The sequence below is a fragment of the Thalassospira profundimaris WP0211 genome (assembly GCF_000300275.1).
GTDB lineage: Bacteria > Pseudomonadota > Alphaproteobacteria > Rhodospirillales > Thalassospiraceae > Thalassospira > Thalassospira profundimaris.
Genome location: NZ_AMRN01000010.1, coordinates 37,005 through 52,451, shown reverse-complemented (window position 1 = coordinate 52,451; position 15,447 = coordinate 37,005). Strand labels below are relative to the sequence as shown.

Below are 15,447 nucleotides of genomic sequence, written 5' to 3'. Positions count from 1 at the left end.
GGATATCTGCTAGTTTTATTGCTAGATCGTAACGTGGGGGTGCGCAGTTGGCGATCAAAAAGCGAAAGGAAGATCATTTGGATGACGAAACCCGAGAACGCCTTCGTTTCAGGCCTTTGTCCGGGGATTCGTCTGCAAATGACAGTGTGATGGACGAACATAAAGACCAGATCGGTGGTTATACCGAGGTCGGGAGCCTTTTGAAGGCGACCCGTGTTGGTTTGGGGCAAACAGTCGAAGACGTTTGCCGCATGCTTCGTATTCGCAAAATTTACATCGAAGCCATTGAAAGCAGCGACTATGCGGCATTGCCGAATGGTCCTTATGGCCTTGGCTTCGTAAAGGCATACGCCGAACATCTTGGACTGGACGGTGCAGAAATCGCACGTCGCTTCCGCGCAGAAAGCAATGCGCCGGCCGTGCGTAGTGAACTGTCCTTCCCAAAACCCGTTCAGGAAAGCCGTGTACCCGGTGGGGCGGTATTGCTAATCGCGGTTATGCTTGGTCTTGGTGCTTATGGCGGATGGTACTACCTGTCGAGCCAGGGCAAAACCATTGCCGATCTGGTTGATCCGTTGCCAGAGCGACTTGCAAGCTACTCGACAACGGCAAGCCAGGATTCAGCGCCGCGTAATCTTGAAAACGCCGCAGATGCACAGGCCGCCGAGGCAGAAATAACAACGCCTGCACCAATCGTTGCCGATCAGGGGGCACCTGTTGCCTCTGCACCGGAAAGTGCCGGCAACTCGGAAGCAACGGTTGAAGAAACCACCGTTTCCGAGGCCCCGGTCGCAGAACCCGCATCTGAACCCGTAGCCGAAGTCGCAGAAGCAACCGAAGAACCGGCAGCAGCACCTGTCGTTTCCGAGGAAGTTGCCGAAGCCCCGGCGCAGGAAGCTGCACCCGTTGCCAACGAAGTGGTAACCACCACAGAACAGGCACCGGTTGAAGCCGAAGTCGCAGAGGCACCAGCCGCAGAAACGCCGGCAGCACCGGCAGCGGAAGTTGCATCGGTTCCCGCAGCACCCGAAGTTGACGAGGCCGGTGGCGCACGCGTATTTGGGGCGGTCAATGTTGATAGCCGGGTTACCATTTCGGCGGTTGAAACCAGCTGGGTTCGTATCCGTGAGGCAGATGGCAATGTTCTGCTGACCCGGATGCTGACAGCCGGTGATACCTATATGGTTCCGAATCGTGACGGTTTGAAACTTGAAGTCGGCAATGCCGGTGCGCTGACCTATAGCATCGATGGTTCCGAAGCCCAGCCGGTCGGGGAATATGGCGCGGTGATTTCGGACTTCTCGCTTGATGTCGGTGATCTGACCCAGGCAGAAGAACCAACCGTTCAATAGGTTTGGCCAACGCCTGCGGGCGATGAAAACAGACAAAATGCGAAAGGCGATCCGAACGGGTCGCCTTTTTCGTGACAGCTATGCGAAATCTGGCGGAAAATCTGTTAGCCAACGGTTTCTAAACCGCGTTTGATAAGCTATATACTCCCTCAAGACATCTTGAACATTTTGGAACCGGAAATGAGCGTCCGCCCATATCGCGATATTGAACGCCGTCAAAGCCGCAAAATCCGTGTCGGTGACGTGGAAGTTGGCGGGGATGCACCGATCTCGGTGCAGTCGATGACCAATACCCTGACCACCGATGTGAACGCGACCGTTGCGCAGATCCATCGACTGGAAGAATCCGGTGCGGATATCGTTCGTGTGTCCTGCCCGGATCGGGAATCAACTGCGGCCCTGAAAGACATCATCAAACAGGTGCATGTCCCGATCGTGGCCGACATCCATTTCCATTACAAACGCGCGATCGAGGCCGCCGAAGCTGGCGCCGCATGCCTGCGCATCAACCCGGGCAATATCGGCTCGACCGAACGTGTGCGTGAAGTTGTGAAGGCCGCCAAGGATCATGGCTGTTCGATGCGTATCGGTGTGAATGCCGGGTCGCTTGAAAAGGAACTGCTGGAACGTTACGGCGAACCATGCCCAGAGGCGATGGTCGAAAGTGCGTTGAACCATGCCAAAATCCTTGAAGATCAGGATTTCCGTGAATTCAAAATCTCGGTCAAGGCGTCGGATGTGTTCCTGGCGGTTGCCGCCTATTACGGTCTTGCCGAGGCATGCGACTATCCGCTGCATCTTGGCATCACTGAGGCCGGTGGTCTGCGTGGTGGTACTGTAAAGTCCTCGATTGGCATGGGCAATCTGCTGTGGGCGGGTATTGGTGACACCTTGCGTGTGTCGCTGTCTGCCGACCCGGTTGAGGAAATCCATGTTGGTTTTGATATTCTGAAATCGCTGGGTCTGCGGACCCGTGGGGTTCAAATCATTTCCTGCCCGTCTTGCGCGCGTCAGGGCTTTAACGTGGTCGAAACCGTGGCAGAGCTTGAAAAGCGCCTTGCCCATATTTCCACCCCGATTTCGCTGTCGATCATTGGCTGTATCGTCAATGGTCCGGGCGAGGCGCGTGAGACAGATATCGGTCTTACCGGTGGCGGTGGTGGGAACCACAAGATGTATATTTCCGGCCGCCCGGATCACAATATCAGCACGGAAAAGATGGTCGACCATATCGTCGAACTGGTCGAAGAACGTGCAGCCAAGATCGAAGCCGAAGAAGCCGCCAAGAAAACCGCGGCGGAATAGCAAGGCAGTATTGACTACTTTTGGCTTTCCGCCACACCGGCGGAAAGCTATTTTCATGTTCGCATGTGTTTGCGCCGATTGATGTTTCGCGCAAATATCTGGAATTCAAGTTAGATCGGAGACCCAAAGTGGCATCGCTTCAACCCGTCCGTGGCACGCACGACCTTCTGCCGGAACAGAACCGTCTGCAGGATTACATCGCGAATACCGCACGCGAAATCGGCGAGTTGTATGGCTACCATCGCATGACCACGCCGATCTTCGAATTTACCGAGGTGTTTGCACGCACCCTTGGCGACACGTCCGACGTTGTCACCAAGGAAATGTACACCTTTGAAGATCGCGGCGGCGAACAGATCACCCTGCGTCCCGAAGGGACGGCGGGTATTGCGCGTGCCTATATTTCCAATGGTATGCAGCAGATGTCACCGGTCAAGGTCAGCTATTATGGCCCGATGTTCCGTTATGAACGCCCGCAAAAAGGCCGTCAGCGCCAGTTCCACCAGATCGGTGCCGAACTGCTTGGCGTTGAACAGGTCGCGGGCGATATCGAAATGATCGGCTATGGCGCGCATATCCTGAAGGCCCTTGGTCTTTGGGACAGCATCACGCTTGAGCTTAACACCCTTGGTGACCCGGAAAGCCGTGCGGCGTATCGCGATGTGCTGGTTGATTACTTCAAAGGCCATTTTGACAAGCTGTCGGAAGACAGCCGTTCGCGCCTTGAAAAGAACCCGTTGCGTATCCTTGATTCCAAGGACGAAGGCGATCGTGAACTTGTGGCCAACGCACCGCTGTTTGCCGAATACCTCAATGAGCATTCCAAGGAATTCTTCAAGGGCCTGACCGAGGGCCTTGGCGATATCGGCATCAATTATGAACTCAACCCGCGTCTGGTGCGTGGTCTTGATTATTACTGCCACACCTGTTTCGAGTTCACCACCAACACCCTTGGCGCGCAGGGTACTGTCATGGCCGGTGGCCGGTATGACGGGCTAATTTCGACCATGGGTGGTCCGCAGACGGCCGGTGTTGGCTGGGCAGCCGGTGTTGAACGCCTGGCATTGATGGTGGGCGAAGCCCCGGCGGGTGCACGCCCCGTGGCACTGATCCCGATGGGTGACGCTGCCGAGGCCAAATGTCGCACCCTTGCCCAGACCCTGCGCGAAGCGGGTGTCGCGGTCGAGCTTGGTTATTCCGGCAACATGAAAAAACGCATGAAACGTGCGGACAAGGCCAATGCCTGCAAGGCGGTTATCCTTGGGGATGATGAACTTGCCAAGGGGGTGGCCCAGTTGCGTGACCTTGACAGTGGCGAGCAGCAGGAAGTGGCGCTTGATCAACTGGCTGATGTGATCGGCAAAAAGTGAGAATGGTGTGACGGACGCGATTTCGCATGAGGATGCCGGGGATTGGCCGCTGGATCGCCTGATGGTGATCGGCACCAATCATCGGCGCTCAAGCGAGGATACCCGCGACCGTCTTTTCATCGAAGAAGCCCGTCTGCCACAGTTTTTGGCAGCCATTGAACAGGCCCGTCTCGGTCAGGCGGTTGTCGTTTCAACCTGCAATCGTACCGAAGTTCATCTTTTGGCGTCCGAGGCCGAACGCGGGCGTGAACGCCTGATTGATCTGATGTCGCTGTGGGCGGATCTGGATCGTGATCAGCTTGCGACCGAGCTTTACATCCGGTCTGGCCGGGATGCGCTTCGCCATATGTTTGCCGTCGCGGCGTCACTCGACAGTCTGGTGATCGGCGAGCCCGAAGTATTTGGTCAGGTCAAGGATGCGCACCGGATCGCGCGCAAGCATGATCTGGTCGGGCGCGAGTTGGAACTGGTCTATCAGACGGCCTATGCCATTGCCAAAAAGGTCCGTAATCAGACCGGGATCGGGCAGGGGGCTGTATCAATTGCCGCCGCAGCGCAATCGGTTGCGCGCGATCTGCATGGCGATCTTGGCGACTGTACCCTGCTTTTGGCGGGGGCCGGCGACATGGGGGAACTGATTGCTGCATCACTGGCGGAACGGGGCATCGGCCGCATTCTGGTAACAGATCGTTTGGCGGCCCGTGCGCGTCTGGTGGCGCGCAGGCTGGATTGCCACTGGTCGGAAATCGATGATCTGGACCGGCTTCTGGCCGAGGCCGACCTTGTTCTGACCGCAGGTGGATCGCGGCGTTACATGATCGACAAGGATCGTGCGATGGCGGCGGTCAAGCGTCGCCGGTTCCGCCCGGTTCTGATGATCGATACGGCCGTGCCAGGGGATATTGATCCGCAGGTCGACGAGATTGACGAGGTTTTCTTTTACCGGATCGAGGATCTGGAAAAGATCGCGGCCGAAGGGCGCGGCGGCCGCGAAGAAAAGGCCGATCAGGCCTGGGCGTTGATCGAAGCGGAAATTGATAATTTTGTGCGTGACCGTGCGCAGCGCGCAGCCGTGCCGGCAATTGCCGATCTGCGCAAACGGTTTGAAGCGGTGCGCGCAGATGCACTGGCCGAAAGTCACGGGGACGCGGAAAAGGCGACAAGGCTTTTGATCAATCGCCTTTTGCATACGCCGACACAGGCATTGAAAGATTTGGCGACGACAACAGACGGTGCGGGCACCGTCGAATGGGTCAAGGCCCAGAAACTGTTGTCGCGCCTGTTTGAACTTGAAGACAAGCCGCTTGGCCGCGATGACGTGCCAAGCGACCCTGAACAGGAGAATAAAGAGTGAGTTTGGACCTTGGGAAACTCGAAGGCGTTACGCGCCGGTTCGACGAACTCAATTCGCTTCTTTCAAGCGGAGAGCTTGATGGGGATGGCTTTTCCAAGCTGTCGCGCGAACATGCAGAACTGGCCCCGGTGGTCGAGGCGATCGAAGCGTATAAAAAGCTTCTGAACGATCTGGAAGAAGCCGAGGAAATCCTGGCCGATCCGCAAAGCGATCGCGATATGCGCGAAATGGCCGAGGCAGAAAAATACGACATTCAGGATAAGTTGCCTGAGGCAGAGCGTCAGATGAAACTGATGCTGATCCCGAAAGACACAGCCGACACCAAGAACGCCATTCTTGAAATTCGCGCCGGTACTGGCGGTGAAGAAGCAGCCCTGTTTGCCGCCGATTTGTATCGCATGTATCAGCGTTATGCCGAAGGGCGCGGCTGGAAATTCGAACAGATGGACGCCAGCGAAAACGACCTTGGCGGTTTCAAGGAAGTGATCGTCAACGTATCGGGTACGGATGTGTTTGCCCGCCTGAAATTTGAAAGTGGTGTGCATCGCGTGCAGCGCGTGCCGGTGACCGAAGGTGGCGGGCGTATTCATACCTCGGCTGCGACCGTGGCCGTTCTGCCAGAGGCCGAAGAAGTCGATATCAAGATCGATCCCAAGGATCTGCGTATTGATACCTATCGATCGCAGGGCGCGGGCGGTCAGCACGTTAACACCACCGATAGTGCGGTGCGCATTACCCATATTCCGACCGGTGTGGTTGCCGCCAGCCAGGAAGCTAAGTCGCAGCACAAGAACAAAGAAAAAGCCATGAAGATGCTGATGTCGCGTCTTTATGATCAGGAACGCGAAAGCAAGGACAGCGAGCGTGCGGCCGACCGTAAATCACAGGTCGGTTCAGGCGACCGTTCGGAACGCATTCGCACCTATAACTTCCCGCAAGGGCGCGTGTCCGATCATCGTATTAACCTCACACTTTATCGCCTGGATGATTTCATTGCCGGTGGTCCGGCGGTTGATGAAATGATTGATGCCCTGATCGCCGAAGAGCAGGCCCAGAAGCTTGCCGAAATTGAAAGCTGATCATGTCTTCTGACACCCCATCGACCCTTGGCAGCCTGATGGCTGAGGCCGTCGCGGCCTTAACCGATGCCGGTATTGAAAACCCGCGAATGGATGCACGTATTCTTCTGGCGCGCGCCGCGGGTGTTGATGGGGGCCGGATCAGTGCATGGCCCGAAGATATTGTGCCTGATGACAAGGCGGAAACCTTTCGGGGCATGATTGCGCGCCGCGTCGGGCATGAACCGGTCGGTCGAATATTGGGCGAACGTGATTTCTGGCGCCATACCTTCAAGCTGTCACCCGAAACGCTTGAGCCCCGCCCGGATAGTGAAACACTTGTCGAATGGGCGATTGATTTCCTTGAGGATGCCGATGCCCCGCGGATTGTTGATTTCGGCACCGGGACGGGGTGTTTGTTGCTGTCGGCGATTGGCGATCTGCCAGGCGCGACGGGCATCGGACTTGATCTAAGCGACGGTGCGGTCGCCTGTGCGCGTGAAAATGCCAAGCTGCTTGAGCTTGAAGAAAACGTCGAGTTTCGCGTCTCGGATTGGGACAGTGCCCTTGACGATCAAGACCGGGCCGAGGGGTTTGATCTTGTGATGTCAAACCCGCCCTACATTACAGTCGACGAGATGACGACCCTGTCGCCAGAGGTGCAAAAGTTTGACCCCCGTCTTGCCCTGACCGATGAGGGGGATGGCTTGGCGGCCTATCGCGTTTTGTCGCGTGTCGCGTTTGATCTGGCAAAGCCCGGCGGTTTCGTCATCTTTGAAATCGGTCGCGGGCAGGAAAACGATGTCGGCCAGATGCTGGTCGAGGCCGGTTTTGTCGGGGTGGAGTATCGCGAAGACCTTGGCGGAATTGTCCGTTGCGTTGCGGCAAAGAAAACCCGTTGTTCCGTCGGACGTTGCATAATCTGATATTTCCGCACCTGTGATGTAAAAAAAGCGCAGGCGAGTAAAAAAAACAGTTGGAATAACCGATCAAGCCATATAGGTTGAATCGAACGGGCCGGGTGCCCAACGCGCTTATGAAAGCGCCGTGTTCCCCTGTAAACAGTCGACAATCTCCGTTCCTTTCAAGGTTCCCGGCAGGTTTGTAAAAATAATGCCGTGATCGGCGCTGTTTAGCGGGAAATATGTTTTTCAGACGGAGTGGTTCCGGAGCCGATGATGCTACCGGATTGTCCTTCAACACCAAAGTCATGTTGATATGAGAAATAACAATAAACGTCCGCGCGGACGGCAACAGTCGAATAAACGTCCAGTAAATCCAAAATTTCAGAATTTTGACAGTAATGGACCGGACGGCCGCGTACGCGGTAACGCCCAACAGGTCTATGAAAAATACATTTCCCTTGCGAAGGATTGCACCGACGATCCGGTTCTTGCGGAAAACTTCTATCAGCACGCGGAACATTACCACCGCATCCTTCAGGCTGCCCAGGAATGGGAAAACCAGCGCCGTGAGGAACGTGGTGGTGACAACAATCGTCAGCGCAACAATCGTGGCCGTGACGACCGCAGTGATGGCCAGTCAAATCAGAACGATGATCAACAGGGTGACGCCAACGAAAACGCAGAATCTGCGTCAAACAATGGCGACGACAACACCCCGGTAGAAGCAGAAAACACTTCTGCTGAAACGTCGGATGATGATGGTGGCCGTCCGAAACGCGCGCCGCGTGCGCGCCGTTCGGATGCACGTGGTCCGGGCCGTGGTCGTCCGCGGAAATCAGATGATGACGCCAGCGCAGAGGAAAGCGCTCCGGCAGAAGCATCTGGTGATGATGCACCGGCAAGTGCCGACAAAACCGACACTGCAGAGCAGGGCGAAGACGGTGAAAAGAAACCGCGCCGTGCCGCAAGCGGTACTGCACGTACCCGTGGCCGCCATCCGACGGCCCGCCGCGGTCGTAGCCGTGCAGCAGGTCGCGATGACGAAGAAGGTGCCACCTCTGACGAAGGATCCGAGCCGGTTTCGGCCTGATCTGACCCGAGGCGGTCTTTCAACATGACAAACACCCCTGCAAGCCCATCGCTTGCAGGGGTGTTGTCGTTTGGATCATCTGCAAAAACCGCGCATTCCCCCAAAGACTCAGTGCTTTAAGGGTCGTAAAACTGTATAAGCATATAATTGAACATCCCGTGCAACCTTCGATTATTTTTCGCGCGGGTTCTGGGACAAATCATCAATAAAACCGTGGAAGCAAGATCGGGATAAAAGAACCGGCATCTTTTCACGGTGCAGGCGCATTCGTGGGGAGTGATTGATGGGGACTGGTTTATTTCGGGTCGTCATGGTTTTGCTGTGGGCTCTTGGCGGTATGGTTATCGCCCTTGGGCTGTTTAATGGTGATTACGAGTTGGCCCTGTTGGGGGCTGTCTGTTTCATCGTCCCGATGTTCATTCCGCTGGTTGTCATCGTCCTGAACCGAATGAAGCCATCATCATCGTCCAAATCGCAAAAGAAAAAACTGGGCGGAAAAGGATCTGGTGGTCGTGGCGAGGGGGCGTGGGCCACTCTTGAAGACCTTAACGGTCGCAAGCTTCTTGAAAGCAATCCGTCCTTCGTCCTGGGGCGTTGGGGGGATGACAAGCGCCTGATCGGGGCCAAGGGCCTTAAGCGGGTCATTACCTTTTCGACCAAACCCGAAGAATTCTATCGCGCCTCGGCAGAGCCAAACGCGCTTTTGCACACTGGCAACCTGTTTGTCTATGAGCGCCATGGGAGCATCTTTCGCGCCATTCATGATCGCCGTACCAAGCTTGGACAAAGACTGATTGTCATTGATCCGCACAAACAAACCGGTGTCGAAACCCAACAGTTCAATCCGTTCGATTTCATCCGCCAGCAGGGGGAAGGAATGATCACCGATACCGGCTTTATCGCCGATACGCTTTTGGCGCCGGTATTTGTCAAGGAACTCGACGAACAGGAAGTCCGTATTGCACGGACGTTGTTGCAGGGCTTTATCGTTTACACGATCCAGCGCAGTGCCAAGGAAGACCGCAACCTTGCCGAGGTACGCCGCAACCTGACTATGCCGTCGCACCGGTTCTACAAAACCCTTGAAGAACTGATGGGGATTGAGTCTGCGGATGGCCGCATATCCGAGGTCGCGCTGAATATCCTTGATATGACCGAAGATCAGCGGATGAAGATCATCGAGGCCTGCCGTGCGGCCACCGAAGAATTCGACAATCCGCAAATCGCACGCTTGGTCAGCAAAAGCAGCTTCACACTTGAAGACATCAACAGTGGCCCGGTTTCGATCTTTATCGTTGGTCAGCTTGGCGGTGATAACCCGGAAGTTCAGCCATCCTTTAGCCGCGTGATGCTGACGGGCATGATGAACCTGCTTAATCAGCGTGGCTGGAAGTCGGGCGATCCGGAATTCCTGGTCTTGTTGGATGGGATCGAAAATGTTGGCCGGATGCCGTTGTTTGAGCGCCTTCTGGGCGGCGGATATGGGGAGGGCATGATCGTTTGGCCGGGGTTCTCTGGTGTCAGCGGCCTGATGGATGTTTGCCTGAACTGGGAAAATGTCGTCGGCCGGGTGGACGCTATTTCGGTTCTGAGCCAGGAAGGTGCATTTAACCTGGATTGGGTTTCGGGCCTGACCGCAATGTCGAAATTTGATGACACCGGCGGCGGTAAGGATACCAGCCGCCCGGTGCATTTACGGTCTCAGGATAATCAGCCCATCCTGCGATCAGCCGAAGTGGCGCGCTTCCCCAAGGAAGAACAGATTTTGTTCCGCAAGGGATGCCCGCCCATTCGTGCGCACCGCATTGATTGGTATCACGACGAGATGTTCAAGGGCATCGCCGTGCATGCCCCGACATTCAATTCCGGCAACTGATCACCGGGGCCCTTAGGCGACGGTCACGCTCAGCTTGTCACCCGGTGTGATCACGCCGTCTTCAAGCGCTTCGATGTAAATCCCCATATATAGGTGGTTTACCCCTTTGCGCAGCATCAGCGGCACATTGATGTCGGAAATCGCCGTGTCGGGATTAACGCTTGTTGCCTTGCAGCGCGTGATCGGATGGACAACGCGGAACGACACATCATTGATCTTGATGATCTTGTCTTCGTTCCATTCAAGCTCTTTCCACGGCTCCAGCCCGTCGATCAACAGGTTGCCACGAAAACGCATCGGATCGATTTCGCTTTGCACGATGCGCGAACCAAAATCACGGATCGATGCCAGGTTCAGCAGCGATATGTAAGGTTCTTTCATATCGCCGAAATTCGTATCGGGAACTGAGTAGATCTTGGGCGTGCCGGCGATCTCGTTTTTCAAAAACGCCTTCAGGAAATCCTCAACCACGGTGCGGCCCATGCTATCGTCCAGCTTGCCTTTGCAGATGGCGCGGCCATTTCGAAGGATGGTCAGGGTGCAGGTGGCGTCGTCATATTCGGTGCCGATTTCAGCCAGCTTGGGCGTGTTGACCAATTGCAGGAAGTTGCTTTTGCGGGCCCATTCATGAACACCTTCCTGTCCGACAGATGATTGGGTTGCAATCACAAAGCGACGATCATCGGTAATCATGTGGTGTGCGCTGATTTTTGCCTGTTTAAGGTCAACACCGCGCATTCCCTTGACCGGGTATCTTTTGATGGCTTTGAGTTCGATCGTCATGATCATTATTCCTGTATGGCGCTTTGGCATGCCGGAAAAACGGGACGAATGGCATGTCTGGTTTGTCTATTCGAGCGACGTTAGAACGTTGTTTTGCCAAGGGCAACCCCGAAGGGACTGGCTGGCAATGTCCTTAGTTCAGTATCCTCATATGATATCTAGAATAATGACAGAAAGTTGTGCTGCGGTGCACAAATAATTCTTGCAACTTTTGTAGGGGTATATGGTTGCAAACACGCTAGACTGAGACATATCAATGTTGTCGCTGTCGAAATAATCTATAATTTTAGAATTCGGTAATGACACCAATGCCGTGGACGCTTCCAAGAAGGTCCACATCGTTTGAATACTGTTGGCTCAAGGAGTGACAGGAATGGAATTTGAGAACTTTACGGATCGGTCAAAAGGCTTTCTGCAGTCAGCGCAATCGCTTGCGTTGCGTGAAAACCATCAGCAATTTGTCCCGATTCATCTGCTTAAGGTGCTGCTTGACGACGAAGAAGGTCTGGCAGCCAATCTGATCAAGGCATCCGGCGGCAAGCCCAAGCTTGCCCAAGAACGGTGTGCGCAGGAACTGGCGAAATTGCCAAAGGTTTCCGGCGGCAATGGTCAGATTTATCTTTCATCTGAATTTGCCCGCCTGATTGATCAGGCACAGGAAGTCGCCAAAAAAGCCGGTGACAGCTTTGTCACGGCTGAACGGTTGCTTCTGACCATTGCACTTGATCCGAAGTCAACCGCGGGCAAGGTACTGGCCGATGCCGGTGTTACGGCACAGGCGCTGAACGGTGCGATCAATGACATCCGCAAGGGCCGCACGGCCGACAGTGCGGGTGCCGAAAATCAGTATGACGCACTTAAGAAATATGCCCGTGACCTGACTGAGGCGGCGCGCGAAGGTAAACTTGATCCTGTCATTGGCCGTGATGAAGAAATCCGTCGTGCGGTGCAGGTTCTGTCACGCCGGACCAAGAACAATCCGGTTCTGATCGGTGAGCCCGGGGTTGGTAAAACCGCAATTGCCGAAGGTCTGGCACTTCGTATCGTCAAGGGTGACGTTCCCGAAACGCTTAAGGACAAGAAACTTCTGTCGCTTGACCTTGGTGCGTTGATTGCCGGTGCGAAATTCCGTGGTGAATTTGAAGAACGCCTGAAAGCGGTCCTGAGCGAGATTGAATCAGAGGCCGGTCAGGTCGTCCTGTTCATCGACGAACTGCATACGCTTGTGGGCGCTGGCAAGGCCGAAGGATCGATGGATGCATCGAACCTTTTAAAACCGGCTTTGGCCCGTGGCGAGTTGCACTGTGTGGGTGCGACGACTTTGGATGAATACCGTAAGCATATCGAAAAGGACGCGGCCCTTGCCCGTCGTTTCCAGCCGGTATTTGTCAGTGAGCCGTCGGTTTCCGACACGGTATCGATCCTGCGCGGGATCAAGGACAAGTACGAGCTTCATCACGGGGTCCGTATTGCCGATGCCGCACTGGTCGCAGCAGCAACGCTTTCGAACCGTTACATCACGGATCGGTTCCTGCCTGACAAGGCGATCGATTTGATGGACGAAGCATCGTCCCGTCTGCGTATGGAGCTTGATTCCAAGCCAGAGGAAATCGACGAACTGGATCGCCGGATCATCCAGCTCAAGATCGAGCGTGAAGCGCTCAAGAAAGAGCAGGATAGTGCATCCAAGGACCGTCTTGGCCGTCTGGAAAAGGAACTGGCCGAGCTGGAAGGCAAATCGGCTGAGCTGACCGCGAAGTGGGAAGCCCAGAAGAAGGAACTTGCCGCATCGACCCACATCAAGGAACAGCTTGATCAGGCGCGTGGTGAACTTGAACGTGCGATGCGCGATGGCAAGCTTGATCGCGCCGGACAGCTTCAATACGAAGAAATCCCGGCCCTTCAGGCGCTGCTTGAAAAGGCAGAAAACGATCCGTCGCGTGGCATCAAGGAAGAAGCGGTTACCGAAAAACACATCGCGTCCGTGGTTTCGCGCTGGACCGGTATTCCGGTCGACAAGATGCTCGAGGGTGAGCGTGAAAAGCTTCTTGAAATGGAAGACACGCTGCGCAAACGGGTTGTCGGTCAGGATGATGCCGTTCGATCAATCTCGAACGCGGTGCGCCGTGCGCGTGCTGGCTTGCAAGATCCAAACCGACCGATCGGTTCGTTCCTGTTCCTTGGTCCGACGGGTGTCGGTAAAACCGAGCTGACCAAGGCCCTTGCCCAGTTCCTGTTTGATGATGAACAGGCCATGGTGCGGATTGATATGTCCGAATTCATGGAAAAGCATGCGGTGGCCCGCCTGATCGGTGCGCCTCCGGGCTATGTCGGCTATGAGGAAGGCGGTTCGCTGACCGAGGCGGTACGTCGTCGTCCATATCAGGTTGTCCTGTTTGACGAGGTCGAAAAGGCACATCCCGATGTGTTCAACGTCCTTCTGCAGGTTCTTGATGAAGGTCGCCTGACCGATGGCCAGGGCCGGGTTGTGGATTTCCGCAACACGCTGATTATTCTGACCTCGAATCTGGGCGGGGAAATCCTTGCCAATCAGGAACCGGGTCATGACAGCGGCGAAGTCCGGGCCCAGGTCATGGAAATCGTTCGGGCATCGTTCCGTCCGGAATTCCTCAACCGTCTGGATGAAACCATTCTGTTCCATCGTTTGCATCGCGATCAGATGAGCAAGATTGTCGATATCCAGCTTGGTCGCCTTGATAAGTTGCTGGTTGATCGCAAGATCACCCTGAAACTTGATGATGCCGCCAAGGACTGGTTGGCTGAAAAAGGCTATGACCCGGTTTATGGGGCCCGTCCGCTCAAACGCGTGATCCAGCGTTATCTGCAGAACCCGCTGGCGATGCAGATCCTCGAAGGCGGGATCAAGGATGGTGATACCGTTCCGGTTTCGACCGAAGCCAATGATCTTTTACTTAATGGCAAAAAGGTCGAGGTTGTTGAATAAGGTCGCCTGATACCTCACATGCAAAACCCCGGTTGGTTAACCGGGGTTTTGTCTTTTTCGGGCCATGTTTTTTGGCCATTGTCTTGTTTGCTGATACACAACAATCAAAAACCGCAGGGTCGCAGATGCGCAAACGCAATTCCAATTTCCTTTTAAAAACCGGTGCAGTGGCACTTGTCATGGGTGTTATGGCTGTGGGGGCAATCGTTCCCGCAAATGCCCAGTCGTTCTTTGACAAGGCCAAAGAAGCCCTTGGCGATGCGATGAACTCATCGGGGTCGGGAAGCACGGCTGGTGGTTCTGGTTCTGGCGTTTCCGCGCTTTCATCCGACACGGTCGAGCAGGGCTTGAAACAGGCACTTGATATGGGTGTTGAACTGGTCACCGACCAACTTGGTGCGGTTGATGGTTTTAACGCCGATCCGGTTGCGCATATTCCGTTGCCCGACGAAGTACAGGCCGCGCAGAAATTGCTAAGCGCGGCGGGGCTTGGTAGCTATGCCGATGAAATCGAATTACGTATGAACCGTGCAGCAGAACAGACCATGCAGGATGCTGGCGATATTCTGGTTAATGCGGTGCGCCAGATGACGGTCGCCGACGCCAAGGGCATTTTGCAGGGCCCGGATGATGCCGCGACCCAGTATCTACGCCGTGTGTCAGGCACTGATATCGAAGGACGTTTGCGGCCAATGATCACCGATGCGCTGTCCGACACTGGGGCGTTATCGCTTTATGATCAGATGCTTGGTCAATATGACCAGTTGCCGTTTGTGCCGGACCTAAAGGCATCTCTGACCGATCACGCAACCGCCAAGGCGATGGATGGTCTGTTCCATTATATCGCCGTGCAGGAAGCTGATATCCGAAGCGACCCGACGCGTTGGACCACCGATATCCTCAAAAAGGTCTTTTCAACCGTAAACTAGGGACGCGCTCCTAGCGGTACTTTTCCGGCAACGGTTCCCAGCGATCGCGCATGTCGGCAAGGGTTTCGTCGGGCACCATATGGATACTGCCGAAACGGCCATGGCATTCGACAATCTGCAACAGAATGTCGTGCTTTTCCGCCATGTCGATATAGGCCTTCATTTCCCAGAAACGGGTAAAGGTGTTGGACACAACAACGTCATATCCCTCCGACAGGGCGTTATGGCATTCGGCTTCGCAGCGGGCGTGGGTTTGCGACAGGCGGGTGCCGTCAAACTCGTAAAACCCTTCATGGTCGACCATGAACATGTCGGCTTCCAGATGAACAGCACCAGTCGCCTGACAGAGATTCTTGGCAAGGGTCGATTTACCTGATCCGGGAAGACCCCGGACCAGGGTTAGGGTTTGTTTTATTTCTTTGGGGCGGGTCATCGTCAATCTGGTCTGTCGTTTGGCTTT

General features: G+C 55.1%; 12 protein-coding genes. 10 read left to right on the top strand and 2 right to left on the bottom strand.

Annotated elements, in window-relative coordinates:
* The first annotated feature begins 149 nt into the window (after positions 1-149).
* The 8 genes from TH2_RS17090 (at position 150) to TH2_RS17055 (ending at position 10,310) form a co-directional block, all read left to right on the top strand.
* Positions 150-1,352, top strand: coding sequence for a helix-turn-helix domain-containing protein (locus tag TH2_RS17090; RefSeq protein WP_157194213.1), 1,203 nt, complete (start codon positions 150-152; stop codon positions 1,350-1,352).
* A 180-nt stretch (positions 1,353-1,532) separates the two neighbouring features.
* On the top strand, positions 1,533-2,657 hold the full coding sequence (gene ispG, locus TH2_RS17085; RefSeq protein ID WP_008891695.1) for a flavodoxin-dependent (E)-4-hydroxy-3-methylbut-2-enyl-diphosphate synthase: 1,125 nt from the start codon (positions 1,533-1,535) through the stop codon (positions 2,655-2,657).
* Positions 2,658-2,785: 128 nt separating this feature from the next.
* The gene (gene hisS / locus TH2_RS17080; protein WP_040824508.1) at positions 2,786-4,027 is read left to right on the top strand and encodes a histidine--tRNA ligase; all 1,242 of its coding nucleotides are present in this window, start codon (positions 2,786-2,788) and stop codon (positions 4,025-4,027) included.
* A 7-nt stretch (positions 4,028-4,034) separates the two neighbouring features.
* Positions 4,035-5,381 (top strand): glutamyl-tRNA reductase, encoded by a 1,347-nt coding sequence (gene hemA, locus TH2_RS17075; protein ID WP_008891693.1) that lies wholly within the window; start codon positions 4,035-4,037, stop codon positions 5,379-5,381.
* Positions 5,378-6,460 (top strand): peptide chain release factor 1, encoded by a 1,083-nt coding sequence (gene prfA / locus TH2_RS17070; protein ID WP_008891692.1) that lies wholly within the window; start codon positions 5,378-5,380, stop codon positions 6,458-6,460. The genes hemA and prfA overlap by 4 nt, the downstream gene beginning before the upstream one ends.
* Before the next feature lie 2 nt (positions 6,461-6,462).
* Positions 6,463-7,365: a peptide chain release factor N(5)-glutamine methyltransferase gene (prmC, locus tag TH2_RS17065; RefSeq protein ID WP_008891691.1), complete on the top strand. Its 903-nt coding sequence runs from the start codon at positions 6,463-6,465 to the stop codon at positions 7,363-7,365.
* Positions 7,366-7,657: 292 nt separating this feature from the next.
* Positions 7,658-8,434, top strand: a complete 777-nt coding sequence (locus TH2_RS17060; RefSeq protein ID WP_008891690.1) for a DUF4167 domain-containing protein — start codon at positions 7,658-7,660, stop codon at positions 8,432-8,434.
* Between the two features lie 283 nt (positions 8,435-8,717).
* The gene (locus TH2_RS17055) at positions 8,718-10,310 is read left to right on the top strand and encodes a type IV secretory system conjugative DNA transfer family protein (RefSeq protein WP_008891689.1); all 1,593 of its coding nucleotides are present in this window, start codon (positions 8,718-8,720) and stop codon (positions 10,308-10,310) included.
* A gap of 12 nt (positions 10,311-10,322) precedes the next feature.
* Here the strand turns inward: TH2_RS17055 and TH2_RS17050 are convergent, their stop codons facing one another.
* Complete coding sequence (locus TH2_RS17050; protein ID WP_008891688.1) at positions 10,323-11,093, bottom strand: MOSC domain-containing protein; 771 nt, start codon at positions 11,091-11,093, stop codon at positions 10,323-10,325.
* 373 nt (positions 11,094-11,466) lie between these two features.
* Between TH2_RS17050 and clpB the strand changes: the two genes are divergently transcribed.
* Positions 11,467-14,058 carry an ATP-dependent chaperone ClpB gene (gene clpB, locus TH2_RS17045; RefSeq protein WP_008891687.1) on the top strand — a complete coding sequence of 864 codons (2,592 nt, stop codon included), beginning with the start codon at positions 11,467-11,469 and terminating at the stop codon, positions 14,056-14,058.
* A 125-nt stretch (positions 14,059-14,183) separates the two neighbouring features.
* Positions 14,184-14,987, top strand: a complete 804-nt coding sequence (locus TH2_RS17040) for a DUF4197 domain-containing protein (RefSeq protein ID WP_157194211.1) — start codon at positions 14,184-14,186, stop codon at positions 14,985-14,987.
* A gap of 10 nt (positions 14,988-14,997) precedes the next feature.
* On the opposite strand, the gene TH2_RS17035 is transcribed toward TH2_RS17040, so the two are convergent.
* A complete protein-coding gene (locus TH2_RS17035) occupies positions 14,998-15,420 on the bottom strand; it encodes an ATP-binding protein (RefSeq protein ID WP_008891685.1) in 423 nt (140 codons plus the stop codon).
* Positions 15,421-15,447 lie beyond the last annotated feature (27 nt).

Coding starts and splice junctions, on each gene's coding strand:
- TH2_RS17090 (WP_157194213.1), top strand. CDS start 150: ATGGACGAACATAAAGACCAGATCGGTGGTTATACCGAGGTCGGGAGC.
- ispG (WP_008891695.1), top strand. CDS start 1,533: ATGAGCGTCCGCCCATATCGCGATATTGAACGCCGTCAAAGCCGCAAA.
- prmC (WP_008891691.1), top strand. CDS start 6,463: ATGTCTTCTGACACCCCATCGACCCTTGGCAGCCTGATGGCTGAGGCC.
- TH2_RS17060 (WP_008891690.1), top strand. CDS start 7,658: ATGAGAAATAACAATAAACGTCCGCGCGGACGGCAACAGTCGAATAAA.
- TH2_RS17055 (WP_008891689.1), top strand. CDS start 8,718: ATGGGGACTGGTTTATTTCGGGTCGTCATGGTTTTGCTGTGGGCTCTT.
- TH2_RS17050 (WP_008891688.1), bottom strand. CDS start 11,093: ATGACGATCGAACTCAAAGCCATCAAAAGATACCCGGTCAAGGGAATG.
- clpB (WP_008891687.1), top strand. CDS start 11,467: ATGGAATTTGAGAACTTTACGGATCGGTCAAAAGGCTTTCTGCAGTCA.
- TH2_RS17040 (WP_157194211.1), top strand. CDS start 14,184: ATGCGCAAACGCAATTCCAATTTCCTTTTAAAAACCGGTGCAGTGGCA.
- TH2_RS17035 (WP_008891685.1), bottom strand. CDS start 15,420: ATGACCCGCCCCAAAGAAATAAAACAAACCCTAACCCTGGTCCGGGGT.